The sequence below is a fragment of the Novosphingobium sp. 63-713 genome (assembly GCF_001898925.1).
Taxonomy (GTDB): domain Bacteria; phylum Pseudomonadota; class Alphaproteobacteria; order Sphingomonadales; family Sphingomonadaceae; genus Novosphingobium.
Genome location: NZ_MKVS01000052.1, coordinates 110,470 through 134,650, shown reverse-complemented (window position 1 = coordinate 134,650; position 24,181 = coordinate 110,470). Strand labels below are relative to the sequence as shown.

19 protein-coding genes are annotated in these 24,181 nt (G+C 63.7%); 14 read left to right on the top strand and 5 right to left on the bottom strand.

Annotation, left to right across the window (positions count from 1 at the left end; all coding sequences use genetic code 11):
- The first annotated feature begins 152 nt into the window (after positions 1-152).
- The 9 genes from BGP00_RS24130 to BGP00_RS24090 are packed head-to-tail and all read left to right on the top strand — an operon-like array spanning position 153 to position 11,070.
- Positions 153-1,238 carry a putative urea ABC transporter substrate-binding protein gene (locus tag BGP00_RS24130; protein ID WP_168605369.1) on the top strand — a complete coding sequence of 362 codons (1,086 nt, stop codon included), beginning with the start codon at positions 153-155 and terminating at the stop codon, positions 1,236-1,238.
- 20 nt (positions 1,239-1,258) lie between these two features.
- Positions 1,259-2,074, top strand: a complete 816-nt coding sequence (locus tag BGP00_RS24125) for an ABC transporter permease (RefSeq protein WP_292692114.1) — start codon at positions 1,259-1,261, stop codon at positions 2,072-2,074.
- Positions 2,071-2,832: an ATP-binding cassette domain-containing protein gene (locus BGP00_RS24120; RefSeq protein ID WP_292692112.1), complete on the top strand. Its 762-nt coding sequence runs from the start codon at positions 2,071-2,073 to the stop codon at positions 2,830-2,832. Before BGP00_RS24125 ends, BGP00_RS24120 begins: the two co-directional genes overlap by 4 nt.
- Entirely contained in the window at positions 2,829-3,311 is a 483-nt protein-coding gene (locus BGP00_RS24115; RefSeq protein ID WP_246870347.1) for a CopG family ribbon-helix-helix protein, read from the top strand. Before BGP00_RS24120 ends, BGP00_RS24115 begins: the two co-directional genes overlap by 4 nt.
- The gene (locus tag BGP00_RS24110) at positions 3,308-4,144 is read left to right on the top strand and encodes an urea amidolyase associated protein UAAP1 (protein WP_292692108.1); all 837 of its coding nucleotides are present in this window, start codon (positions 3,308-3,310) and stop codon (positions 4,142-4,144) included. The genes BGP00_RS24115 and BGP00_RS24110 overlap by 4 nt, the downstream gene beginning before the upstream one ends.
- A 16-nt stretch (positions 4,145-4,160) precedes the next feature.
- Positions 4,161-4,796, top strand: coding sequence for an urea amidolyase associated protein UAAP2 (locus tag BGP00_RS24105; protein WP_168605374.1), 636 nt, complete (start codon positions 4,161-4,163; stop codon positions 4,794-4,796).
- Positions 4,793-8,389 (top strand): urea carboxylase, encoded by a 3,597-nt coding sequence (gene uca / locus BGP00_RS24100; protein ID WP_292692106.1) that lies wholly within the window; start codon positions 4,793-4,795, stop codon positions 8,387-8,389. Before BGP00_RS24105 ends, uca begins: the two co-directional genes overlap by 4 nt.
- Positions 8,386-10,146: an allophanate hydrolase gene (gene atzF / locus BGP00_RS24095; protein ID WP_292692104.1), complete on the top strand. Its 1,761-nt coding sequence runs from the start codon at positions 8,386-8,388 to the stop codon at positions 10,144-10,146. The genes uca and atzF overlap by 4 nt, the downstream gene beginning before the upstream one ends.
- A gap of 12 nt (positions 10,147-10,158) precedes the next feature.
- A complete protein-coding gene (locus BGP00_RS24090) occupies positions 10,159-11,070 on the top strand; it encodes a YncE family protein (protein ID WP_292692102.1) in 912 nt (303 codons plus the stop codon).
- Between the two features lie 30 nt (positions 11,071-11,100).
- On the opposite strand, the gene BGP00_RS24085 is transcribed toward BGP00_RS24090, so the two are convergent.
- The 3 genes from BGP00_RS24085 to BGP00_RS24075 all read right to left on the bottom strand — a co-directional run bounded on the left by BGP00_RS24085 (position 11,101) and on the right by BGP00_RS24075 (position 13,511).
- Positions 11,101-11,439 (bottom strand): UrcA family protein, encoded by a 339-nt coding sequence (locus BGP00_RS24085; RefSeq protein ID WP_292692212.1) that lies wholly within the window; start codon positions 11,437-11,439, stop codon positions 11,101-11,103.
- A gap of 89 nt (positions 11,440-11,528) precedes the next feature.
- Entirely contained in the window at positions 11,529-11,924 is a 396-nt protein-coding gene (locus BGP00_RS24080) for a hypothetical protein (RefSeq protein ID WP_292692100.1), read from the bottom strand.
- Positions 11,925-11,945: 21 nt separating this feature from the next.
- Positions 11,946-13,511: a sulfotransferase family protein gene (locus BGP00_RS24075; RefSeq protein ID WP_292692098.1), complete on the bottom strand. Its 1,566-nt coding sequence runs from the start codon at positions 13,509-13,511 to the stop codon at positions 11,946-11,948.
- 175 nt (positions 13,512-13,686) lie between these two features.
- On the opposite strand from BGP00_RS24075, the gene BGP00_RS24070 reads away from it, so the two are divergent.
- The 4 genes from BGP00_RS24070 (at position 13,687) to BGP00_RS24055 (ending at position 17,924) form a co-directional block, all read left to right on the top strand.
- A complete protein-coding gene (locus BGP00_RS24070) occupies positions 13,687-14,679 on the top strand; it encodes a sterol desaturase family protein (RefSeq protein ID WP_292692096.1) in 993 nt (330 codons plus the stop codon).
- Entirely contained in the window at positions 14,676-15,368 is a 693-nt protein-coding gene (locus tag BGP00_RS24065) for a hypothetical protein (RefSeq protein ID WP_310015425.1), read from the top strand. Before BGP00_RS24070 ends, BGP00_RS24065 begins: the two co-directional genes overlap by 4 nt.
- An 89-nt stretch (positions 15,369-15,457) precedes the next feature.
- Positions 15,458-16,576, top strand: coding sequence for a LuxR family transcriptional regulator (locus BGP00_RS24060; protein ID WP_292692094.1), 1,119 nt, complete (start codon positions 15,458-15,460; stop codon positions 16,574-16,576).
- Between the two features lie 79 nt (positions 16,577-16,655).
- Positions 16,656-17,924: a serine hydrolase gene (locus BGP00_RS24055; RefSeq protein WP_292692092.1), complete on the top strand. Its 1,269-nt coding sequence runs from the start codon at positions 16,656-16,658 to the stop codon at positions 17,922-17,924.
- Between the two features lie 48 nt (positions 17,925-17,972).
- Here BGP00_RS24055 and BGP00_RS24050 read toward each other — a convergent pair whose 3' ends face one another.
- On the bottom strand, positions 17,973-20,606 hold the full coding sequence (locus BGP00_RS24050) for a TonB-dependent receptor (RefSeq protein ID WP_292692090.1): 2,634 nt from the start codon (positions 20,604-20,606) through the stop codon (positions 17,973-17,975).
- A gap of 195 nt (positions 20,607-20,801) precedes the next feature.
- Between BGP00_RS24050 and BGP00_RS24045 the strand changes: the two genes are divergently transcribed.
- Positions 20,802-22,397 (top strand): carboxylesterase/lipase family protein, encoded by a 1,596-nt coding sequence (locus BGP00_RS24045; RefSeq protein ID WP_292692088.1) that lies wholly within the window; start codon positions 20,802-20,804, stop codon positions 22,395-22,397.
- A 74-nt stretch (positions 22,398-22,471) separates the two neighbouring features.
- Here BGP00_RS24045 and BGP00_RS24040 read toward each other — a convergent pair whose 3' ends face one another.
- Positions 22,472-24,088, bottom strand: coding sequence for a DUF1593 domain-containing protein (locus tag BGP00_RS24040; RefSeq protein ID WP_292692086.1), 1,617 nt, complete (start codon positions 24,086-24,088; stop codon positions 22,472-22,474).
- Positions 24,089-24,181 lie beyond the last annotated feature (93 nt).

Here is a 24,181-nt window from a genome sequence, read left to right as displayed (position 1 = left end):
TTGGCCCTTTTCGCCCCGCCTTGAGACCCGCAGGGTTTACCCTCTTTTCGCCCTGCACCCTCTGCGCATTATTACGAACATGGGGTTTGGTAATAATGCGCTAGCCTCCCTCTCGACTGCGAAATTGCTGCAACGCAAAGGGGAAGCAAGCCATGTTCAGGAAGACCGGAAAAGCCGCCGCCATGGCAGGCGCCCTGCTTGCGGGCACCATGCTGCTCTCCTCCTGCTCACCTGCGGCCAAGGCGCCCGAGGCGCGCAAAGAATTCAACATCGGCTGGTCGATCTATGCCGGATGGATGCCATGGCCCTATGCCCAGCAGGCCGGGATCGTGAAGAAATGGGCAGACAAATACGGCATCAAGATCAATATCACGCAGGTCAATGACTATGTCGAATCGGTCAACCAGTACACGGCGGGCAAATTCGACGGCGTGACCGTGGCCAATATGGACGCGCTGACCATTCCGGCCGCGGGCGGCAAGGATACCAGCGCGATCATCGTGGGCGATTATTCGAACGGCAATGACGGCGTTCTTTTGAAAGGCGCGGACAATATTGCCGCGATCAAGGGCCGTTCGGTCTATCTGGTCGAACTGTCCGTCTCGCATTACCTGCTGGCGCGCGCGCTGGGCGAACATGGCATGGCGATGAGCGATGTTAAAACCATCAACACGTCCGATGCCGATATCGTGGGCACTTTCGGCAGCCCGCAGGCCACCGCCGCCGTGACATGGAACCCGCAATTGGCGGTGATGAAGGCCCAGCCCGGCGTGAAGGCGGTGTTCACCTCGGCCGATATTCCGGGCGAAATCCTTGACCTGCTGGTGGTGGACACGGCCACGCTGAAAGCCAACCCCAATCTGGGCAAGGCGCTGACCGGGATCTGGTATGAAACCGTCGCGCTGATGAAGCGTCAGGATGCGCAAGGGAAAGCGGCGCGCGCGGCCATGGCCAAGCTGGCCGGTTCGACGCCTGAGGTCTTCGACAACCAGCTCACCACGACCTATCTCTACGACCAGCCCAAGGCGGCGGTGGCAGCCACGACCGATCCCGCGCTGATCACCACCATGACCCGCGTGCGCGATTTCAGCTTCTCCAAGGGCCTGTTCAAGGGCGCGGCCAGCGCCGACGCTGTGGGCATGTCCTTCCCGGGCGGCAAGGTGCTGGGCGATCCGGCCCATGTCACGTTGCGCTTCGACCCCAGCTATATGGCGATGGCCGCCGACGGCAAACTCTAAGCCCTGCGGGAGATCGCGCGATGCGCTGGGTAAACCGTCAGATTTCGCGCAGCGACAGGCTGTTATGGGGCGCCGCTCCCATCCTGCTGCTGGTGCTGCTCTATATCTTCGCCGCCGCCGGGCGCCACGCGGAGAATCCTTCGGACAAGATCCTGCCGCTGCCCTCCGGGATGGCACAGGCAATGTCTTCGCTGATCTTTGAGCGCGACATGCTTTCGGGCCAGTATCTCTTCTGGGCCGATACGCTGGCCAGCCTGCAACGGTTGGGGCTGGGGCTGGGTATTGCCACGCTGGTGGCGCTGGTGCTGGGGCTGCTGCTGGGGGCTTTGCCGCCGGTGCGCGCGGTGCTGGGGCCTTTGGTCACGGCGATTGCGGTGATCCCGCCGATTGCCCTCTTGCCGATCCTGTTCATCGCGCTGGGCCTTGGCGAAACGGCCAAGGTGGCGCTGATCGCCATCGGCATCGCGCCGGTCATGCTGCGCGATATTGCCGGGCACGTTGCCGCCCTGCCGCGCGAACAGATCATCAAGGCCCAGACCTTGGGCGCGGGAAGCTGGCAGATCCTGATCCGCGTCGCCCTGCCCCAGGCCCTGCCGCGCCTGTTTCAGGCGGTGCGTCTGGCGCTGGGTCCGGCATGGGTGTTCCTGATCTCGTCGGAAGCCATCGCCTCGGATGTCGGCCTTGGCTACCGCATCTTCCTCGTGCGGCGCTATCTCTCGATGGACGTCATCATCCCCTATGTGGCGTGGATCGCGCTGCTGGCCATTGCGATGGATGTCGCGCTGGCATGGGCCTCGCGCCGCTGCTTTCCCTGGGCACAAGGAGCCAACCATTGAGCACGCTCCTCTCCTTGCGCGACCTGTGGGTCGAATATGGCGACAAGATCGTTCTGGAAAAGGTCGATCTGAATATTGCCGCAGGCTCCTTCGTTTCGATCATCGGCCCCTCGGGCGCGGGCAAGAGCAGCCTGCTGCGCGTGATCCTGGGGCAGGAAAGCCCGACGCGGGGTACGATCATGCTGGACGGCGCGCCGCTGGCGCCTGAATGCGGGCCGGATCGCGGCGTGGTGTTTCAGCGCTATTCGGTCTTTCCGCATCTCACGGTCCTGCAAAACACGATGTTCGGACTGGAATGCGCAGGCTCGCCGCTGCTGGCCCGCCTGTTCGGCGCGGCCCGCGCCAAGGCCCGCGCAGAGGCCACTGCTATGCTGGAGGCCGTGGGCCTTGGCGACAATCTGCACATTTACCCTGCGCAAATGTCGGGCGGGATGCAGCAGCGTCTGGCCATCGCGCAGGCTCTCATCAAGCGCCCGCGCATCCTGTTGCTCGATGAACCCTTCGGCGCGCTCGACCCCGGCATTCGGGCCGACATGCATAGCCTCATCACGCAATTGTGGCGCGAATTTGGCCTGACCATCATCATGGTCACGCATGACATCCGCGAGGCCTTTTCGCTCGGCACCCGCGTTCTGGCGTTGGATAAACGCCGACACGATCCCCACGCCCCCCACCGCTTTGGCGCCACGGCGGTCTATGACCTGCCGCTCCGCCCGCGCGAAGAAGGAACGGGCCACCGCGAGGAGATGGATGCATGAACCCTCCCTCAACCCTTGCCAGACTCAGCATGAGCCTGCCCGCCGAACTTTCGCGCAAGCTCGACATGATGGTCGAGGAGCGCGAATTGCCCTCACGCTCGCAACTGATCGCCGAACTGATCCGCCACGCTCTGGCCAAGCATGAGAGCCTGACTCGCCCCGACGAGATGCTGGCAGGGACCATCACGCTGGTCTATCGCGGCGACCGGGGCCGGGTGCGCCACCAACTGGCCCAGACTCAGGCCGATTACCTGACCGAGGTCATCTCCTCGCAACACGTCTTTCTCGAACAGGACCAGTCGCTCGAAGTCCTGCTGGTGCAAGGCCCTGCCGTGCGCCTCAAGGATCTGTGCGATGCGCTGCGCCGGGTGCGCGGCGTGCATCAGCTCGAACTGGTCACCACCACCGCCCTGCTGCCCCCGCTTCATGCCGATGGCGCAGCATCCGACCAAGCCCAACGCAAGGGAGCGGCAGCATGACAGACATTCCCGCAAACACTCTGGCCAATCCTCTGGCCGCCCGCGACCATGCCCGCGCCATGGCGGGCACCGTGGTCGAATCCATGCCGATCCTGCCCCCGCATGCCGATGACCTGCCCGGAGGCGTCGCGCCGCAGGATCACCTGTGGGAGGAAACCATCGCGCCGGGCGGCTATGCCACGCGCCATTTGCCGCGCGGCGCCCGCCTGCGCCTGATCGACACGCAGGGCGATGCCTGCGCCAGCCTGATGATCTTTAACGCGCAAATGCCCAGCGAACGGATGAACGTGGCCGATACGGTCAAGGTCCAGTGGAACGCCTATCTTGGCGAGGGCAAGTTGCTGCTCTCCGACATGGGCCGGGTACTGATGAGCATCGAGGGTGATGAGGCGGGCACGCATGACTGCTTTGCCGGGACATCGAACGCGGCCACCAATGCCGCCAAATACGGCAACGGGGCGAACAGCGGCCCCCACCCCAATGGGCGCGACCGCTTCCTGCTGGGGGCGGCCAAGCATGGTCTGTCGCGCCGCGATGTCCACCCCTGCGTCAACCTGTTCAAGGGCACGCATATCGAAGAGGACGGCACGATCACCCCTATCATCGGCCCCTTTGCGCCGGGCCGCAGTGTGGTGCTGCGCGCGGAAATGGAGGTGATTGTGGTCATCGCCAACTGCCCCCATGTCCTCGACCCGCGCCCGGAATATTCGGTCACGCCCCTGCGCGCCAGCGCATGGCGCGGGCCGATCACCCCGCCCGAGGACCCCATCCGCAATGCGACGCCCGAAGGCCTGCGCGCCTTTGAAAACGTCGAAGATTATTGCCGTCGCTGAGCGAGGAACAGGCACCATGACGCAAGATCCCCACACCGCTGGCCTTACCGGCGCCATCCTCCATGACGCCATCGTCCCGGCCCGCGCGCCTTGGCTCCACACAATCCGCGCGGGCCAGACCCTGCGCATTGTCGATCTGGAAGGCAATCAGGCGGTTGATTTCCTGCTCTACAGCGCCGAGGACGACGCCGAGCGCTACAGCATGCAGGATACCGTCAGTGCACAGGGCAATCTGTTCCTGCATCAGGGCACGGTGCTGCGTTCCAACGAAGGCCGCGCGATGATGACGATTGCTGCCACCTCGGTCGAATATCACGACACGATCGGCGGAGCATGCTCGTGCGAATCCAATACTTTGCGCTATGGCCACCACACCAAATCGCAACATGCCTGCGTCGAAAATTTCCTTGAGGCCAATCTGACCCAAGGGCGCGGCAAGCGCGATATCGTCTCGAACATCAATTTCTTCATGAACGTTCCGGTCGAAGCCGATGGCTCGCTGGGGATTGTCGACGGCATTTCCGCGCCCGGCCTGACGGTCGATCTGCGCGCGGAGATGGATGTGATCGTGGTCGTTTCAAACTGCCCCCAGATCAACAATCCCTGCAACGCCTTCAACCCCACCCCCGTTCGGATGATTGTATCGGCATGAGCTTTGACACCGTCCTGATCGCCAATCGCGGGGCGATCGCCACCCGTATCATCCGCACTTTGCGCAAAATGGGCCTGCGCTCGGTCGCGGTCTATTCGCAGGCTGACGAGGCCTCACTCCATGTGGCGCAGGCCGATGAGGCGATCTGCATCGGGGAAGGCCGAGCATCCGAAAGCTATCTCAACATTCCCGCGATCATCGCAGCGGCGCAGAAATCCGGCGCGGGGGCGATCCATCCCGGCTATGGGTTCCTGGCCGAAAGCACCGAATTTGCGCAGGCTTGCGCAGAGGCGGGCATCGTCTTTATCGGCCCCACGCCCGACAATATCCGCAGCTTCGGCCTCAAACATAGCGCCCGCGCGCTGGCCGCCGCGCATGACGTGCCGCTGGCCCCCGGCTCGGACCTGCTGACCGATGAAGCGCAGGCTCTGACAGCCGCAGCGCAGATCGGCTATCCGGTGATGCTGAAAGCCACGGCGGGCGGCGGCGGCATCGGCATGCGCATTTGCGAGAATGACGAGGACGTGCGCGAGGGCTTTGCCGCCGTGGCCCGCCTCGGCATGAGTAATTTCGGCGACGCCGGGGTGTTCCTCGAAAGCTATATTCGCCGCGCCCGCCATATCGAGGTCCAGATCTTCGGCGATGGGCAGGGGCGCATCATGGCGCTGGGTGAGCGCGACTGCTCCTTGCAACGCCGCAACCAAAAAGTGCTGGAGGAAGCCCCCGCGCCCCTGCTGCCCGCCCATGTCCGCGCCGACCTCATCGCCTCGGCCATCCGCCTTGGTCAGGCGGCGAATTACCGCTCGGCGGGCACGGTCGAATTCCTCTATGATGCCGACCGCCAAAGCTTCTTCTTCCTAGAAATGAACACCCGCCTTCAGGTCGAACATGGCGTCACCGAGGAGGTGATGGGCATCGATCTGGTCGAATGGATGATCCGGGGCGCAAGCGGCGATTACAGCTTCCTCGACGCGCCCACGCCCGAACCCAAGGGCCATTCCATTCAGGTCCGCCTCTATGCCGAAGACCCCGGCCTCGATTATCGCCCCACCTCGGGCACGCTGACCGCCGTCACCTTCCCCGACAATATCCGTGCCGAAACATGGGTCATGGCGGGCACCGAGGTCAGCGTCTGGTATGACCCGATGCTGGCGAAACTGATCGTCCATGCGCCCACGCGCGCGGAGGCCGTGGCCGCGATGCAGACCGCGCTGGCCGCCACCCGCGTCGATGGGATCGAAACGAACCTGCGCTGGCTGCGCGATGTGGTGCGCCTGCCCGCCTTCACCAGCGGCGAGGTATCCACCCGCGCGCTCGATCAGGTCGATTTCCGCCCCCGCGCGATCCGCGTGATCTCCGGCGGCACGGCTACTACCGTGCAGGACTGGCCGGGACGGCAAAAGCTGTGGGCGGTGGGCGTGCCCCCCTCCGGCCCGATGGATGATCAAAGCTTCCGTCTGGGCAATCGCCTGATCGGCAATGCCGAGGGCACGGCGGGGCTGGAAGTCACCAACACCGGCCCGACGCTCAGCTTTACCGCACCCGCCACGATCTGCCTGATGGGCGCGGATTTCGGCGCCGCGCTGGATGGCGCCCCCATCGAGCGCGGCCAACCCATCGCGGTCGCCGCAGGCCAGACCCTCGCCATGGGCCGGGCGCGCGGCGGCGGGATGCGCGGCTATATCCTGTTTGCGGGCGGCTTTGACCTCGCCCCCTATCTGGGCAGCCGCAGCACTTTTGAACTGGGCCAATTTGGCGGCCATGCCGCGCGCCGATTGATGGCGGGCGATACGATCCACCTTGGCGATGAACCCATGTCAGCACCCCTGCCCTCCGCCGCGCCGCCCGAATTGCCGGGCGAATGGGCGATCCGCGTCCTTTATGGCCCGCATGGCGCGCCCGATTTCTTCACGCCCTCCGACATTGACACCATCATCGCCGCCTCATGGCAGGTCCATTACAACAGCAACCGCACCGGCGTGCGCCTTGTCGGCCCCAAACCGCAATGGGCGCGCAAGGACGGCGGCGAGGCGGGGCTGCATCCCTCAAACATCCACGATAATCCCTATGCCATCGGCGCGGTGGATTTCACCGGCGACATGCCGATCATCCTTGGCCCGGACGGGCCTTCGCTGGGCGGTTTCGTCTGTCCCTTCGTGGTGATCGCGGCGGACAGGTGGAAGATCGGCCAACTGGCGGCGGGCGACACTTTGCGCTTCGTGCCGGTCAGCATTGAGGACGCCGCCAAGGCCGACGCCGCGCAGCAGGCCTTGCTTTCCACCGGCACGGCCATGGCCAATACCCCCGCCCGCGCCATCGAGGCGCTCTCACCTCTTCTGGCCGAGACACCGGCAGTATCAGGCCGCCCCCGGACCACCTATCGCCAGCAGGGCGACCGCAACATCCTCGTCGAATATGGCCCGATCACGCTGGACATCGAATTGCGCATCCGTGTCCATGCTCTGATGACCGAACTAGAGCGGATGAACGCCCCCGGCATCATCGACATTGTGCCCGGCATCCGCTCGCTGCAACTGCATTTCGACGGCGCGGTGATCGACCAGAAATCGGCTCTGGCCCTACTGATCGAGGCGGAGGAGAGGCTGGGCGATCTGGCCGATTTTACCATCCCCTCGCGCATCGTCCACCTGCCGCTCAGTTGGCGCGATCCGGCGACCATCGAGACCATCGAGAAATACATGGGCGCGGTGCGTGACGATGCGCCATGGTGTCCGGACAACATCGAATTCATCCGCCGCGTCAACGGCCTGCCCGATGCGGCTGCTGTCGAGAACCTGATCTTCGAGGCCAATTATCTGGTGATGGGCCTTGGCGATGTCTATCTTGGCGCGCCGGTGGCAACGCCGGTTGATCCGCGCCACCGCCTTGTCACCACAAAATATAACCCTGCGCGCACATGGACGCCGCCCAATGTCGTGGGCATCGGCGGGGCCTATATGTGCATCTATGGCATGGAGGGGCCGGGCGGATATCAGCTTTTTGGCCGCACCATTCAGGTGTGGAACACCTATCGCCAGACGCAGGATTTCATCGAGAACAAGCCCTGGCTGCTGCGCTTTTTCGACCAGATCCGCTTCTATCCGGTCAGCGCCGAAGAACTGGCCGAATGGCGGCGCGATTTTCCATCGGGGCGGCGCGCGATACGGGTCGAGCCTTCGCAATTCCGCCTCGCCGATTACCGCGCTTTCCTTGCCGACAATGCGCAAGGCATCGCCGAATTTGAGGCAAGGCGCGAGGCCGCCTTTGCCGAAGAGCGCGAGGACTGGCAGCGCAAGGGCGAGTTCGACCGCGTTTCCAGCCTGAACGAGGAGGACGCCCCCCAGACCGCCGACATCACCCTGCCCGAAGGCAGCGAATTGATCGAGGCGCCCTTTGGCGGCAGCGTATGGAAACTGCTGGTGGCAGCAGGCGATGAGGTCAGCGCGGGCGAAACCATCGCGGTCCTCGAAACCATGAAGATGGAATGCCCGATCGAAAGTCCGGGCAGCGGCACCATCGCCGCGCTTTACATGGCCGAAAAGCAATCCCTGCAACCGGGCGCGCCGATGCTGGCGCTGCGGAGGCACGCATGAACCGACAGGCCGCCACCAAGATCGCCGCCGCCATCCGCAGCGGGCAAACCAGCGCGGTGGAGGTGGCGCGCGAGGTGCTCGCCCGCCTCGCCGCCTATGACGCCATCCAGCCGCAGATCTGGATCAGCCGGGCATCGCCCGAAACGCTTTTGGCCGCCGCCGCCGCCATCGACGCGCGCGTAGCGGCGGGCGAGGATCTGCCCCTTGCCGGCGTCCCCTTTGCGGTAAAGGACAATATCGATGTGGCGGGGTTTGAAACCACCGCCGCCTGCCCGGCCTTTGCCTACCGACCCGCCGCTTCGGCCCCGGTGGTCGAACGCCTGCTGGCGGCGGGCGCGATCTGTGTCGGCAAGACCAACCTCGACCAATTCGCCACCGGCCTTGTCGGCACGCGCAGCCCCTATGGCATCCCGCGCAACGCCTATAATCTGGCCTATGTCAGCGGGGGATCGAGTTCCGGCTCCTCGGTAGCGGTGGCGGCCGGATTAGTGGGTTTTGCGCTGGGGACGGATACGGCAGGGTCGGGGCGCGTACCCGCCGCCTTCAACCATCTGATCGGCTTTAAGCCCACCAAGGGGCGGTGGAGCACTTCGGGCCTTGTCCCGGCCTGCCGCACCTTGGATTGCATCACGGTCTTTACCGATGATACGGCGGATGCCCGGCTGGTGGACGGGGTGGTCGCCGGTTTCGATGCCGCCGATCCCTATTCCAAACCCTTGGCCGACCGCCCCCGCGCGGCGCGGACCATCGGGGTTCCGCGCCGCGACCAACGACTGTTCTTTGGCGATGCGGAGAGCGAATATCTCTATGACCGCGCGCTCGAAACACTTTCCGCACAGGGCCGGATCGTCGAGATCGACATGGCCCCGCTGCAGGAGGCCGCGCAATTGCTCTATGGCGGCCCATGGGTGGCCGAGCGCAGCGCCGCCATCGCGGGCCTGCTGGCCGACAATCCTGATGCCATCGACCCCACCGTGCGCGCCGTGGTCGAACCGGGCCTCAACATCGGCGCGGTGGACCTGTGGCAGGGGATCTATCGCCTCGCCGCCCTGAAACGCCATGCCGATCAGATGTGGGACGAGATCGACATTCTCGCCTTTCCCACCACCGGCACCACCTATCGCGTGGTCGAATTGGCCGCCGCGCCCATCGCGCTCAACAGCAACCTTGGCGCCTATACCAATTTCGTAAACCTGCTGGATATGGCCGCCCTGGCGATTCCGGCGGGCGCGCGCCACAATGGCACAGGCTTTGGCATCACGCTGATCGGGCCTGCCGATTGCGATCGGGCGCTGCTGGATATGGCAGATGCCTATCTCGACGCCGCTGACCTTCCCCCTCTCCCACCGCTTGATCTGGAGGCGAAAATGCAGACCGTGAAACTGGCCGTTGTCGGCGCCCATCTCAAGGATATGCCGCTCCACTGGCAATTGACCAGCCGCGATGCCACCTTCGTCGGGGCCTTTGAAACCGCGCCCCATTACCGGCTCTATGCGATGGCCGACAGCGTGCCGCCCAAGCCTGCTCTGATCCATGCCGAGGATGGCGCGGCGGTCAAGGTTGAGGTCTATGAACTGGGCGTGGCCGAGTTTGGCAGTTTCGTGGTCGAGGTGCCCGCGCCGCTGGCCATCGGGACCGTCACGCTGGCCGACGGCAGCAGCGTCAAGGGTTTCGTGGCCGAACCGCGCGCGATTGTGGGCGCCGCCGACATCACCGATCTGGGTGGCTGGCGCGCCTATATCGCCTCGCGCGCCTGAGGGGAGACGCTCATGAAAGCTCTGCTGCTTGCCGCCCTGATCGCCACGCCCGCTCTGGCCGAGCCGGTGGAGAAGGTCATCCCCGTCCCCGGTTTTGCGGATTTCATTGCGGTCGATGGCGCGACCGTGTGGACCACCAACCGGGGCCGTGTCGAACATTGGTCCGCCGACAAGAAGCTGGCCGAAGTGCCCAGTCCGCGCCCCTGCGGCGGCATGAGCATCGCCCATGGCTCGCTGTGGTTTGCCGATTGCAAGGAAGGCGTGGTCAAGCGCGTCAGCCTGCACAAGGCCAAGGTGATTGCCAGCATCCCCACCGGGCTTGCCAATGGCAAGGAGGGCGAGTTGAACGTGGCGGCGGGCGCCGGCTCGATCTGGGTGGCCAGCGACGCCAGGGGCGAGATCAAGCGGATTGATGCGCGGACCAACAAGGTCATCGCCACCATCCCCACCGAGCCGGGCGCCTATTACCTTGCCTTCGGCTTCAACGCGCTTTGGGCGGTCAGCGCCAAGGGCAATCTGATCCAGCGCATTGATCCGGCCACCAACAGCGTGACGAAAACCACGCCGCTGGGCAAACAGCCCGGTTTCCTTGCCGCGGGCGAAGGCGGGGTCTGGGTGCAGGAACAGGGCGATGGCACGGTGGCGCGCATCGATCCCGCCACCGGCGAGGTTTCGGGCCGGGTCAAGGTGGGCGAAGTGCTGAAATATGGCGACATCGACACCGGCGGCGGCAAGGTCTGGCTGCGCAGTACCGAGGATCAGACCTTTGTGGTGATCGACCCCAAAACGCTGGCCATCCGCGCCCGCGTCGGGCCGCTGGCGGGCAGCGGGGGCCTGCGTTATGCGCCGATGGGCGTGTGGACCACCGCGCATGACAAGCACACACTGTCTTTCTGGGCCGATCCGGCCAAGATCGGCGAATGAGCGGGTGGAGCACAGGCTCCACCCCACCCCTTATCGGGCCGAGGCCAACTTGACCGAGCTGGCAGCGGCGGTCTGGCGGCGCTCGATCTGGGCGCGGACATCGGCCACAACCCCGGCGCGGCAGGCGCGCGACTGTTCCTCAAGCGCCAGATGCACACCGGCAAGCCGGTCGCCGCAAACGGCCGCTGCCGCCTGATCCAGCCGGATCGCTAGGCGTTGTTGCCCGGCCACAGTGGCAAGGTCCAGACCGTTGAGGTGCAGCACCGCGCTGTCTCTGGCCAAGGGGTTTTCGCCGGGGGTTCCAGCCTGCACCGCCGAAGCCCCGGCGGCAAGCGAGACGGCGGCCAGAGCCGCGAATACAATCTTCATCATCCACTCCTGCGCAATCTTTTGGGGCCGCTCTTTTGGCGACCGTCCTAAATTCATAGGCGCATTGGCAGGGTTTGACAACAAAGCGATTAACGGACGCGCACCTCCAGTGCGGCCAGATCGGTATGGCCCAACAGGCCGATGGGCAGGCTGATCTCGCGCTCGGCGCTCTCGCCCGTGGCGATGGCAAGACTGCGGGCATAGGGCGCAGACCATGCGCGCAAGGTCGCCATGGGCAAGCGCAGCCGCCAGTTCCGCCCGCCTTCGACCGCCACGCGATGCCCGTTGATCGCCACGGCATCCTCGCGCTGTTGGCGATATCCGTTGACCATCAGGCAGGTCTGATCCCCGCATGTCACCAGATGCGTGGTGGCGGCAGGCGCGGCCATGGCCCCCGAACCGAAACCGGCGGCCAGCACCATCACACCAAGGCGAAACGCAAGATCCATCGTGCCATAATGCGCCCCATCGCCTGCCCCAAACATGCGCGATATGGCGTAGGCCGATCAGTCCACCGCGATCCCCACGCTTTCAAAATAGGCGCGCACCGGGGCCAGCGCCTCTTCATGCCGCCGCCAGCGCGCCACCGAGTCGCGATACATGGGCCTGCGCACCTGCGCCGCGCTGGGCGTGGCAACCGGGGCGGCATTGTCCTGAAAAGACAGGCATCGCGCATCCCATTCCAGCCCGCAATGGGCCAGCAGGGCGCGCGTCTGCCCCTCCTGATCGCTCACCAGATCCTCATAGGCCAGTTCCATCACGCGCCCCGGCAGCACATGACGCCAGAAAGCCATCAGCCGATCAAAGCCCGCATAATAGGCGGCGATGTCCAGCAGGTCATAGCTGTAGTCATAGTAACGCGAGGAAATGGCGAACAAATTGCGGAAATTGGCCAGCACCGTATCCATCGGATGGCGCCGCAGACAGACGATGCGCGCCTTGGGCAAGGCCCGCGCGATGAAACCCGCGTAATGGAAATTGCCGGGAAATTTGTCGATGAAACGAGGCGCATCGCCGCGCAGATGATGCCCCGCCCGCCGCAGATAATCGCGCCCCAGCGCCGCCATATCCCCCCGCGCCGCCGCCAGCGCCGTTTCCGGGTCCAGCACATTGCGCCCGCCCGTGCCCGCCATGGCCTTCACCGCCAGCGGCATCGCCTGCAATTCGCCCGCGCTTTCCAGATCGGGATGCGAGGACAGGATGCGGTCCACCAGAGTCGTGCCCGTGCGCGGCATGCCGATGATGAAAACGGGCGCATCGGCCGGCGCATCCCTCGGCTCGGCCATGGCTGGCCATCCGTCCTGCATGGCCTGGAAATTGGCGGCGTCCTGCGCGGGATCATAGGGCAGATCGCGCCTGTGCGCGGCATTGACCGCGCAAAGCGTCGCAAAGCCGCGCGCCTCCTCGCCGATATCCTCCAGTTCCTTGGCCAGCGCATAGCCGGTCAGCAGCCGGTCACGCCCCGGTTTCGCCCCGGCATAGGCGGTTTCCAATCGCGGGATATGGTTGCGCCCCACGCTTTGCTTGCGCAGCGAGGCCAGCAGGTGATGTGCGCGGGCATCATCGGGAGCCAGCGCGATCAAAGCCTCCAGCGCCGCCTCCGCCTCATCCACCCGGCCCAGGAAATTGAGCGTCACGGCCTGATTATAGCGATATTCGCGATTGTCCGGCTCACGCGCAACGGCGGCCAGAAAATGGGGCAAGGCCGCCTCATGCCGCCCCAGTCGCGCATAGACGCAGCCCAGCGTATCGAGGCTGAGCGCATCCTGCGGCAGGTTCTGCTCGGCCTCCTGCAACACCTGCGCGGCCTCGCCATCGCGGCGCAACAGGCTGAGCATACGGGCGAGCTGGGCGCGATATTCGCCGCCCCGTGATGCCTCTGGGGGTTCGCCCATCACGGCCTGCTGGAAATAGGCCAGTGCCTCAACCGCCCGCCCTGTCGAGGCCGCCGCCACGCCCAGCACGAACTGACCCTCGGCGGGCGAGCGCACCATCAACCCCGCCGCCAGCCGCTGCGCCATTGCCCAGTCGCCCCGCCGCAAAGCCTGTCGCGCCGCCGCGCCCTGATCCATTCGCCCGTCCCTTGCCGCGATCCCTGTGACGACAAGCCTAGGCCCGGGCCGCAAGAAACTCCAGCGCGCGCGTGCGCGATTCTTTATCATGGCTTATACGCCCGATGACGTATGACACCCGTCCAGAATTTCAGGCACTTTACCCTCCTGCAGGCTGGACTCGGGTAGAGACAAGATGAACGGCGTTCTCGTAGGCAAGCGGATCATTGGGGCCGAAGCGCCCGTCACCATCGGCTGGGAAAACATTCCCCGCGTCGAGGGCGGTCCGATCAAACAATTCATCTTCACCTGGTTTCAGCCGACCATGCTCTTTGCGATGCTGGCCTTCTGGTTCTATGCGCCCAATTCCATCGCCAAGGCCTCTACCGCGATCTATATCGGCATTGGTTTCAAGGTGTTGCTGCTGGCGCTCGAATGGGTCAATCCGCGTTTCGCCAGTTGGCGTCTGACGTGGAAAGAGCTGGCCACCGACCTGTTCTATGTCGGGCTGGGCTATACGCTGATCCGCATCATGAACAGTTTCATCGGCAGCGGCGTGATGATCAAGGCGATCCAGCACGCGATGCATTGGGACAAGGCTACCTGGTTCACCGGCCTGCCGCTGCTGGTACAGGCCTTCCTGATCTCGTTCATCTTCGATTTCGGGCAATATTGGATGCACCGGGGGATGCACAATTGGTATCCGCTCTGGCTGCCCCATTCGGTGCATCATTACATCACCCAGCTCAATATCAACAAAGGCGCGGTCGGCAATCCGGTGGAACTGTTCCTGATCGGGCTGGGCGTGGGCGGCTTTTTCGATTTCCTGCCGCGCGCGGCGCTGATGGCGGGGGCCTTTGGACTGGCTATCGGCACGTATCAGCACATCAATGTCCGCTTCAATTCGCCCCGCTGGTGGCGCTTCCTGTTCAACACGACCGAGCATCACAGCCTGCACCATTCGCAGGATTTCGAGGCCACGCGCAGCAATTACGCCGGTTCCTATATTTTCATCGACCGCATGTTCGGCACCTGCGTCGATGGCGAGGCCGAATTGCTGGGGCTGGAAGGCGGGCGCCGCATGTCGATCCGCGAACAGATGACCTATCCCTTCACAGAGGGCTGGAAGACGATGAAGGAAAAATACGGCCGCAGCGTTCCGGCGCCCATGACGGAGCCTGCCGAATGAGTGGAACTGTCGCTGCGCCCCGTCATGATTACGCCGGATCGGCGCAGAAAAAAGCCTCCATGCTGCGTTACGTCGACTGGATCTGGCATATTCGCGGCGAAGTCGCCCTGCCCGCGGAGCAATCGGGCGAGGAGGCCTTTGACCTTCTGGCCCCGCTTTTCCGCCAGACCGGCACCAGCTATGACCGCTATCAGGACACGCTGACCTTCCGCAAAAAGGATGCGGCGGCGCAGGACAAGATGTCGGTGTTCGACAGCGGCGTGCTGAGGGTGGAAAATTCGGTGCTGCGCTATGATCTGATCAGCCGCGCTTTGCTCTACTGCTTCCTCGCGCCGCTGCTGTTTCTCGGCTTTGCGCAGACGATCATCACCATCAACGACTTTCAGAAACCCGCCGCTCACGGCCCCGCCCACACCGCCGGCCTGCCTGCAAAGGCCAAGCCCAAGCCCAAGCCCGCCGCAAAAGAGGCCGTCCCGCCGATGAACCCCATCGACAAGGCGCTGGGCGCGCCTGTCCCGGACAAGCCCGACGGCGATGACGGCGACGAGGAAGGCCCCAAGAGCAAGAAGCCCTCGCCCACCCCGGCCTATGTCTTTGCCGGGATCTTCGTGGCGCTCTATCTGATCGGGCGGGTGCTGGAGGATCGGCTGGTCCGATCCCTGTTCCGCAAGGCTGTGGCGGGGACTTAGACCGGCGACGCCGCAAAGGCCCCGCTTGCCGTTCGGGCGCGATAGGATATCCTGCGCTCCAGATGGGTTAAAGGCGGGGGAGCGCAATCATGGCGGCAATTAGCGATCAATGGATCGGCGCGCTCTATGGCGCGATCGAGGAACCGGGGCGCTGGGTCGCGCTGATGGATCTGTTGCGCCGCGATTTTCAGGTTGAATGCGTGGCCGCGCAATTGCTGGTCGCCGCGCGGGGCGGCCGGGCCTTGCCGGTCTGGGGCACGCGCGACAGCCATTCCGAGCGCCATGGCCGCCTGCATGATTCCTGGGCCAACACCCCCGCCAACCCGCGCTTCAGCCGTCCCATCGCCCCGATGCTCGAAACGGAGATCCTGAGCGACGCGCGCAGCCTTACCTATTCCTCGCAGGACCGCCGCCAATTGTCCGACGGGCTGGCGCGCTGCGGACTGGGGCCGGCCTTCTGGATGAGCCACAGGCTGGACAAGGACCATCGCTTCACGCTGATCTTTCACCGCAATGCCGATGACCGGCGCGATATGGACCCGCGCGAAGAGGCCATGCTGACGCGGATGGCGCCCCATATGCAGCAGGCCGCAAGGCTGTGGATGCGGATGAGCGCGGCCGAGGCCAAGGCCGAATGGCTGGCGCAGGCCCATGATGCGACCGGCACGGCGATGCTGGCCTGCGACCGCGATCTGCGTCTGCATTGGTGCAATGCGCCCGCGCGGACAATGCTGGCGCAGGGGGACAGGCTGCTTCTGCGCCATGGGCATCTGGCTGCGGTGGATCGCGCCGATCACGAAGGCCTGACCGCGCTGATCGAGGGGCGCGCGGACCGCGGCGTCATGGCGATGGGCGGCATAGACCAACCCGCGCTGCACCTGCGCGCCAGTCCCTTTGCGCCCATGCCGGGGCGCTCCGGCCCGCCGCGCGATCTGCTGCTGCTGACCATCGCCCGCCCCGAAGACGCGGTGCATTATGCACCCGAAGATCTCGCGCTGCTCTTTGGCATCACCCTCACCGAGGCTGCGCTGGCCTCCTGCCTTGCCGCCGGGGGCAGCGTCAGCGAATTTGCCTCCGCGCGCGGCATTACCGAAGGCACCGCGCGGCTGCATCTCAAACGCGTGCTGGCCAAGACGGGCGCGGGGCGCCAATCCGAATTGGTGCGCCGCATTGCCGGGTCCGTGGCAGGCGCAAGGGGCGCTTTATGATATAGGATATACCAAACGGGGGATGCACCGGTCGGGCGAATGCCCCATCCAGCAGCATCACTTTTGCAAAGGTCGACCCATGGTTTCTCCGATCCGCCTGTCTCTTGCGCTCATGCTGGCCATGGCCGCGCCATCGCTTTGGGCGCAAACCGCCCCGCCCCATGTGTTGCCCGATGGATCGGTGCCGCCTGCGTTGGCCGCCGCGCGGATGCATATGCTCGAAGCGCCTGAGAATATGCTGACCTTCCATAATATGGATCAGCTGTTCCAGACCCGCGTGGTGGCGCGATCCGGCCCGGTCGCCCCGCTCGCCCGCACCGATACCGCCCTGCCGCCCGCCACCATTCGCGGCAAGGCGATGAGCGAGGATGCGTGGGAGGATCTGACCTATACTTCGGCCCTGCTGGTGATGCGCGACGGCAAGGTGCTGCATGAAAGCTATCGCAACAACACCGATGCGGACACGCATTTCATCTCCTTTTCCATGGCCAAGACCTTCACCTCGATGCTGGTGGGCATTGCGGTGGGCCAAGGCGCGATCCGCTCGATCGACGATCCGGCGGTCGCCTATGTCCCTGAACTGAAAGGCTCGGGCTATGACGGCGTGACGATCCGGCAATTGCTCCAGATGCGTTCAGGCGTGGATTATGAGGAGCGCTATGATTTCGGCGCGACGCCCAGTGTCGCTGCGCAGATCTTTCTGAACGCCATCGTGGCCAACAAGGAGCGCTTTGCCGACATGGCCCCGCGCCTGAAGCGCAAATTCGCGCCCGGCAGCCGTTTCAACTATTCCACGCTCGACACGTCGGTGCTGGGCTGGGTGCTGGAGCGCGCGACCAAGCGGCCGCTGGCCGATTTCATGGCGCAATATCTGTGGCAACCGATGGGAGCGCAGGCGCATGGCTTCTGGATTGCCGATGGCGGACCGGGCGTGGGGCGCGAACTCAACGGCATGGGCTATAATGCCACGTTGCGCGATTTTGCCCGCTTTGGCGCGATGATGCTGGACAAGGGGCGGTTCAACGGGCGCCAGATCGTGCCCGCCGCATGGGTCGAACAGGCCACCACCATGACCAACAATGCCGATCCCGCCGCGCCGCCTCCACCGCCCTCGGTGACCAATCCGATGGCGCGGGCGGGCTATGGTTTTCAGATCTGGCGGCTGGATGACACCGGGGCCTATACCGCGCTGGGGCTGCAGGGCCAGTTCATCTATGCTCACCCGGCCACGCGCACGGTCATTGTGAAGCTCAGCTTCTTTCCCGAAATGGGGTCGGCCAAAGGGAATGACGCGCTGGAGGATACGCTGGCCTATTTCCGCACTTTGACGCAGTGGAACGGCCAATAAAGAGCGATGCCGCAACCGCGCGATGGCGGTTGCGGCATTCCCTTTTCATCAGAACTTGGTGCGGATCCCCAGCGTGATCGTGCGGCCCAGCGTCGAGCCATTGGCATAGCCGCTGCCCGAGGTGCGATAGGGCGGGTTCTGATCGAACAGATTGTCGACGTTGAGCGTCAGCATCGCCGATTGCTTCAGCCCTATCTTGTTCAGGTCCAGCCCCCAATACATGTTCACCGTGTCGAAAGACTTGACCATGGTCTGCGTGGCGTCGAACATGATCGGATAGCCGCCGCTATGCGTCAACTGGACCCGGCCCGTGACCGGCCCGACGGTGGCGCCCGCCGCCGCGGTAAAGTTGAAGCGGCCCACGCCATTGTCCAGCAATTCGGTATAGACGCCATTGCTCGACGGACTGGACCGGCGATGCAGCGTATAGGTGCCGCCAAAGCTGAGCGAGATCGAGCCGAAGCTGGTCGGGCGCTGATACTGGGCGTTAAAGTCGATGCCGTCCTGCTTCAGGCGCCCACGGTTATAGCGGCGCAGGTCTAGGATCGCATAGGGCGTGCCGTAATTGGCATAGAGGAAGCCCAGCGAGGGGAAGTTGTCCGGCTTGACCCCGCCCGAAAAGCTGGTGACCTGAGCCTGGGTGGGATTGGTGATGAAGAAGGGCGCGTTGAGCGGATCATTATACCAGGCCGCGCTGCCGAAACCGCCCGAGTTCACGCTGATGATGTCGGAGAAGTCAATGTTGTAATAGGTCCCGCTCAGGGTCAGGCCCGGCAGCACCGGCGGCTTGATATCCGCGCCCAGCGACCATGTGCGCGCCTTTTCCGGCTTCAGATTGGGATTGCCGCCCGAAATCCAGATGATCGGCCGCCCGCCCGCATAACCGATGGCCGTAGTGAACGAAATGCGCGAGTCCACCGAACCCACCGTATCGGCAAGGCTGGGCGCGTGGAACGAGGTGCCGTAATTACCGCGCACCGTGATCCAGCCGACCGGCTTGTAGTTGAAGCCGATCTTGGGGTTGGTCGTGCCGCCCACATCGTCATAGCTGTCATAACGCACCGAGCCCGTCAGATCGAGCGCGGCAATGCCCGGCACCGCATTGGCGCTGCCCACGATAGGAACGAAGACTTCGCCAAAGACCGAGGCAACCTGACGCGCGGCAGCCGAGGCATTGCGGAAAGGCGCCGCCGAAGAACCAAAGCGGATATTGGCCGCGATCTTTTCGTAATGAAATTCCCCGCCCACGGCCAAGCGCACATCGCCGCCCGGCAGGTTGAACAGGCTGCCATCGGCCACAAGGCGCGTTTCGGCCAGATCCTGTTTGGCCACCGAATTGTTGCTGTAATCGCGGATCGAGGCCAGCACGCCGGCATCGGTCGCGCTCAGATTATAGGGGTTGAGCGCGGTGGCCGTAGTCGTCCCGGCCAGAGCGGCGACGATATTGCCCGCATTGGCGGCGTTCTGGATCGTGTTGTTATAGCTGTGGCCGTAATTGGCCATTCCGCGCAAATGCCAGCCATGGCCAAGATCAGCCTCGAACGTGGGGGTGATGCCCCATGAATCAAAGCGCGAGGGGCTGGCCACGCCCTTGCCGAAAACAGGTTCGAAATTGAAGAAGACCGTCTGGCTGGTTTCGGTGCCGATCTGGCGGAAATAGGGATTGGCGTTGGTGATCGTGCCGCTGCCCGAGAGGGTGGCTTCCATGTTCACCGTATCGCGGCGCGAATAATAGGCGGTGATATTGGCCTTCAAGTGGTCGGTCAGTTGCTGGTCCAGCACGGCATAGACCGAGTGGCGCGTTTCGCGCGGATAGATGTCGGCGTAATCGGTGGTGCTGCACTTGTTGGGGGTGCCCGCCGTGGTGCCGGGCATCGGGTAATAGGTGCTGCCGATGCGGACATTGCCCGGCGTGCAGGCCATGCTGCGATTGTCCGCGCCGCCAAAGCCGGTGAAATTCTGGGTGACGTAGCTGCGCTCGTAACCCTGAATATTGTTGTGCCAGGCATAGGCATAGGACAGCATCAGCGATCCGCTGCCCCAGTCCTTGCCCGCCGTTACATTAGCGTCGGCCGTGTTATAGCCATCGGCAAAGCCGTAGCGTGCGGTCGCCTCAACCCCGTTCATACGCTTTCGCGTGATAAAGTTGATGACGCCGCCGATCGCATCGGAACCATAGATCGACGAGCCGCCGTCGGGGATGACTTCGACACGCTCAATGAGGCCGGGGGGGATGATCTGGGGATCGACATAGGTCTGCAGGATGCCCTGACCCACCACGCGGTGGCCGTTGATGAGCGTCAGCGTCGTCGTGCCGCCCGAGGCGCCAAGGCCGCGCAGGTTGGTCTGCACGATGGGCTGGCCGAAACCGGCGGTGCCGGTGGGGATGGCGTTGAAATTGCTGATCTGGGGAATATTGGCCAGCAGGTCGTTCGAGGTTTTGGCCCCGATCGCCACCACATCGGCCTGACCCACGCTGAGCACATTGGTGCCCACCGGCGCGATGCCGCGCAGCAGCGTGCCCGTCACGATGATTTCGGCGTTCTTGCTGGTTTCGCTATCGGCCTGCTGATCCGCCGCTTGCGCACCCGTTTGTGCCAGAGCCGCCTCCGAACCGGCCAGAATCAGGGTCAGCGCGCTAACCGAGCCCATGATTTTACGCTTGGCTTCGATTTTTTTCATCAGAAATCCCCTCTATTTTCAACCCATCCGCTCTGTTTTTATGCTCAATGGCGGCGGAACATTATGTGCGCTCTATCGGACGCATGCGCAGTCCCTAACAGACGACCCTGCGTTTGACAATTGACGACTTTCGATAATTTTCGTATTTACGGCGTAAAGCGAAATAATGATAATTTTGAACAGCGGAGAGCATGTATGAAAGTCAATTCCGGGATGACGCGGCGCGCCTTGCTTGGATCGGTGGCCGCCACCGGCGCTTTGGTGGCCACGCGCGCTTATGCGGGCAATGTGGGGGCCGCCACCGACATCGTGCAGACCAGCAACGGCCCCGTGCGCGGGCGTTTCGAATGGGGCGGGGTTCAGGCGTTCAAGGGCATGCGCTATGCCGCGCCGCCGGTCGGAGCGCTGCGCTTTCGCCCGCCCCAGCCGGTGCAGAAATGGACGCAAGTGGCCGATGCCGCGCAATTCGGCACCGCCGCGATCCAGAGCGATGGGCAAAATGACATGCCTTTTGACGAACAACACAGCGAGGACTGCCTGTTCCTCAATGTCTGGACCCCCGCGCTGACCGGCAGGAAGCCGGTGATGGTCTGGCTGCATGGCGGCGGATTTTCGAGCGGGGCGGCGGGGCGGCCGACCTATTGGGGCGACCATTTCGCGCGCGACGGCATCGTGCTGGTCTCGCTCAACCATCGCCTCAACGTCTTTGGCTATACGCAGCTTCCCGAAAGCTGGGGGCCGGATTACGCCTCCTCAGGGTTGGCCGGGATGCTCGATATTGTCGCGGCGCTGCAATGGGTGCGCGCCAATATCGCGCTGTTTGGCGGCGATCCGGATAATGTCACGATCTTTGGCGAAAGCGGCGGCGGAATGAAAGTCTCGCTTTTGCTGGGCATGCCATCAGCCAAGGGCCTTTATCACAAGGCGATTATCCAGAGCGGCGCCGGATTGGACGCAACGCCCCGCAAATATGCGCAAGGCTTGGGCGGGGCGCTGACCGATGTGCTGGGGGTCAAGGCGGGCGATGTGGCCGCGCTGGCGGCGGTCGATACGCAGAAGATCTTTCAGGCCCAGCAAGCCGCAATCGATGCTGTGGCCAAGAGCGACGCGGGTGGCTTCCTGATGGGCGGCTTCAACCCCAGCGTCGATGGCAAGGAATTGCCGCGCGGCCCCTTTGCGCCCGAAGCGACGGCGATGGCGGCCAATATCCCTTTGATTATCGGCACAAACAAGGATGAGGGCACGATGTTCGCGCTGGGCGACAAGACGCTGGCCACCGCAACCGATGCCGATTTCGAGGCCGCTGTGCGCAAGGACTATCCCAAGAATGCCGCCGGGCTTGCTTCAGCGCTGCGCGCGGCCCATCCGGGATATTCGCCGGGCGATCTGATCGTCGCGCTCAATGGCGCGCGGATGTTCTGGATCAACTCGGTCACGCTGGCCGAGCGCAAATCGCGTCAGGGCGCGCCGGTCTGGATGTATCGGATGGACCGCGAATTGCCGACGCTAGGCGGGCGGTTGAAGGCGGGCCATGCGACGGAATTGTCCTATGTTTTCGGCACCTATGACAATATCCGCGATTTCGTCGGCAATGGTCCGGAACCGGCGCGCATGTCGGCGCAGATGCATCCGGCATGGGTCGCCTTTGCCAAGACCGGCAATCCGCAGACCGCCGCGATCCCCGCATGGCCGCCCTATGATCCGGCCCGACGCCAGACGATGATCTTCAATCTGGAAAGCCGGGTCGAAAGCGATCCCCACGGCGACATTCGCAAATTCATGTCGGCGTAAAGTCTCCTCTCCTGACAAGGCGCCCCCATGATGAGATGCCAGGCCCTGATCGGCCTGGCATCTTCTTTTGCGGCTTATTTGGCGATGGAAATCAAAATCTTGTCATAATGAGAGAGCGGCTCGGGTCGGACATCGCTGGCCTCGACGATGATCTGGAACGTGTCGCCCGGCCTTACATCGGCAGGAATGATCAGGCGGGCGGGCCCGTCCGCCTCGGCGGTCACGGCCAGATCACCTTTATAGGTTCCCGCCTCTTTCCAGTTCCACCATTTGAAGGCGATTTTGTCGCCATCGGGATCGCTGGATTTTGTCGAGAATTTCAGCACTTGGCCCGGTTTCGCCACAATCTGATGCGCTCCCACCACGGTGACGCTGGGGTTATGATTGGCCCCGGCATAGGTCGGCGTCACCGCCCATTTGAAGCGTGCGGCCCAATCGCGCTGGGCCGCAGCAAGGAAGGGATGGGTCGGCGCCCGCTTGCGCTCTGCGCGTTGCGCGCTGGCCATCATCGCGGCAAAATCGGCCGAGCCAAAGCCGCCATGGGTGGGATCGGCCTTCGCATAACCACCCCAACCGCCGAAACTGTTGCCGCGATAGCCGCGCAGACCATTATTCACCAGATTGAGGAAAGTATCGGTGTCCCCCTCACCCAGAAATTCGCCCTTGCCGCGCAGCGGGGTCCAGACAATATAGCCTTCCTTGCGCAGCTCGTCGGCCGTCTTGCCGGAGAAGCCAAAGAAATCAAAAATATCACCCTTCACCATCTGCTTCCCATCGCCCCAGACGCGCTCGCGCGCGCCCAGCGGGCCACGGCTGGTGATGTTCTTTTCCATCCATTCGGCGGTGAAATAGGCCGCATCATCCAGGCTGACCGACGTCTGCGCATTATAGCCCAGCATCAGCCCGCCGCCCAGTTGGCGATAGCGTAAATCGGGCCAATTAGGCTTGATATATTTGACATAGGTGTCGTCCTGATCGCCCGAAAAATGCAGGATCGCCTTGCGGACCACCTTGGCGCGGATTGCCGCCCATTGTTTGGTGCCCTTATACTGATCCTCGATCGATTTGAGCGCGCGCGCAATCGTGCTGCCCCCGCCCCAAGCGTGCAAATAGATCGGTGCTTCTTCATCATCGATCAGCAATTTCTTGATGAGATCTGAGCCGGGCGTATCCTTGTCCATCTCGCCATCGAATTGAACATTGCCCCAGCGGATCTTTGACTTGAGCAATTCGGGCGCCGGATAGTCCTTGTTGTGAACCTTCAGATTGGGATAGGCCTTGGCATAGGCGGCCACCGCATCGTCGATAAACCTCTCATCGGGCGACCAGCGCCACGAGGTGCAGGGGCACGGATTATTGGGAATGCGCGTATATTCGCGCCCCGGCACCGACAGTTTCGTGCCCTTGCCATCGCCAGTCCAGTGGAACTGGCTGCTGGCATAGACCAGCCCTTCGGTGCGATAATCGGTGCTGTAGAGCAAATAGCGTATCAGCGAATTGTTGTCGTCCAGCTCGGGATCGGCGGTGATGACCACGCGCGGTTTTTGCCCCTCGGGCGTTTCCAGATAGAGCGGCGGCGCCTTTTTGCCCGCTGCCTGTGCCATATGGGGCGTCAGGATCACCGTCGCACCCATCAGCCATACGCTCGTGAATCGGGCGATGGTCGCCGCCCTGCCTTTACCGATGCTCACACTCCGCCTCTCTTTCGTTTTTTTCGTTTTTCGGATGCAAGCAGCTTACTTCAAGGCACAGAAAAGTCAATTTTTCTGAATAATTGGCGCATA

Coding starts and splice junctions, on each gene's coding strand:
- BGP00_RS24130 (WP_168605369.1), top strand. CDS start 153: ATGTTCAGGAAGACCGGAAAAGCCGCCGCCATGGCAGGCGCCCTGCTT.
- BGP00_RS24125 (WP_292692114.1), top strand. CDS start 1,259: ATGCGCTGGGTAAACCGTCAGATTTCGCGCAGCGACAGGCTGTTATGG.
- BGP00_RS24115 (WP_246870347.1), top strand. CDS start 2,829: ATGAACCCTCCCTCAACCCTTGCCAGACTCAGCATGAGCCTGCCCGCC.
- BGP00_RS24110 (WP_292692108.1), top strand. CDS start 3,308: ATGACAGACATTCCCGCAAACACTCTGGCCAATCCTCTGGCCGCCCGC.
- BGP00_RS24105 (WP_168605374.1), top strand. CDS start 4,161: ATGACGCAAGATCCCCACACCGCTGGCCTTACCGGCGCCATCCTCCAT.
- uca (WP_292692106.1), top strand. CDS start 4,793: ATGAGCTTTGACACCGTCCTGATCGCCAATCGCGGGGCGATCGCCACC.
- atzF (WP_292692104.1), top strand. CDS start 8,386: ATGAACCGACAGGCCGCCACCAAGATCGCCGCCGCCATCCGCAGCGGG.
- BGP00_RS24090 (WP_292692102.1), top strand. CDS start 10,159: ATGAAAGCTCTGCTGCTTGCCGCCCTGATCGCCACGCCCGCTCTGGCC.
- BGP00_RS24085 (WP_292692212.1), bottom strand. CDS start 11,439: ATGAAGATTGTATTCGCGGCTCTGGCCGCCGTCTCGCTTGCCGCCGGG.
- BGP00_RS24080 (WP_292692100.1), bottom strand. CDS start 11,924: ATGTTTGGGGCAGGCGATGGGGCGCATTATGGCACGATGGATCTTGCG.
- BGP00_RS24075 (WP_292692098.1), bottom strand. CDS start 13,511: ATGGATCAGGGCGCGGCGGCGCGACAGGCTTTGCGGCGGGGCGACTGG.
- BGP00_RS24070 (WP_292692096.1), top strand. CDS start 13,687: ATGAACGGCGTTCTCGTAGGCAAGCGGATCATTGGGGCCGAAGCGCCC.
- BGP00_RS24065 (WP_310015425.1), top strand. CDS start 14,676: ATGAGTGGAACTGTCGCTGCGCCCCGTCATGATTACGCCGGATCGGCG.
- BGP00_RS24060 (WP_292692094.1), top strand. CDS start 15,458: ATGGCGGCAATTAGCGATCAATGGATCGGCGCGCTCTATGGCGCGATC.
- BGP00_RS24055 (WP_292692092.1), top strand. CDS start 16,656: ATGGTTTCTCCGATCCGCCTGTCTCTTGCGCTCATGCTGGCCATGGCC.
- BGP00_RS24050 (WP_292692090.1), bottom strand. CDS start 20,606: ATGAAAAAAATCGAAGCCAAGCGTAAAATCATGGGCTCGGTTAGCGCG.
- BGP00_RS24045 (WP_292692088.1), top strand. CDS start 20,802: ATGAAAGTCAATTCCGGGATGACGCGGCGCGCCTTGCTTGGATCGGTG.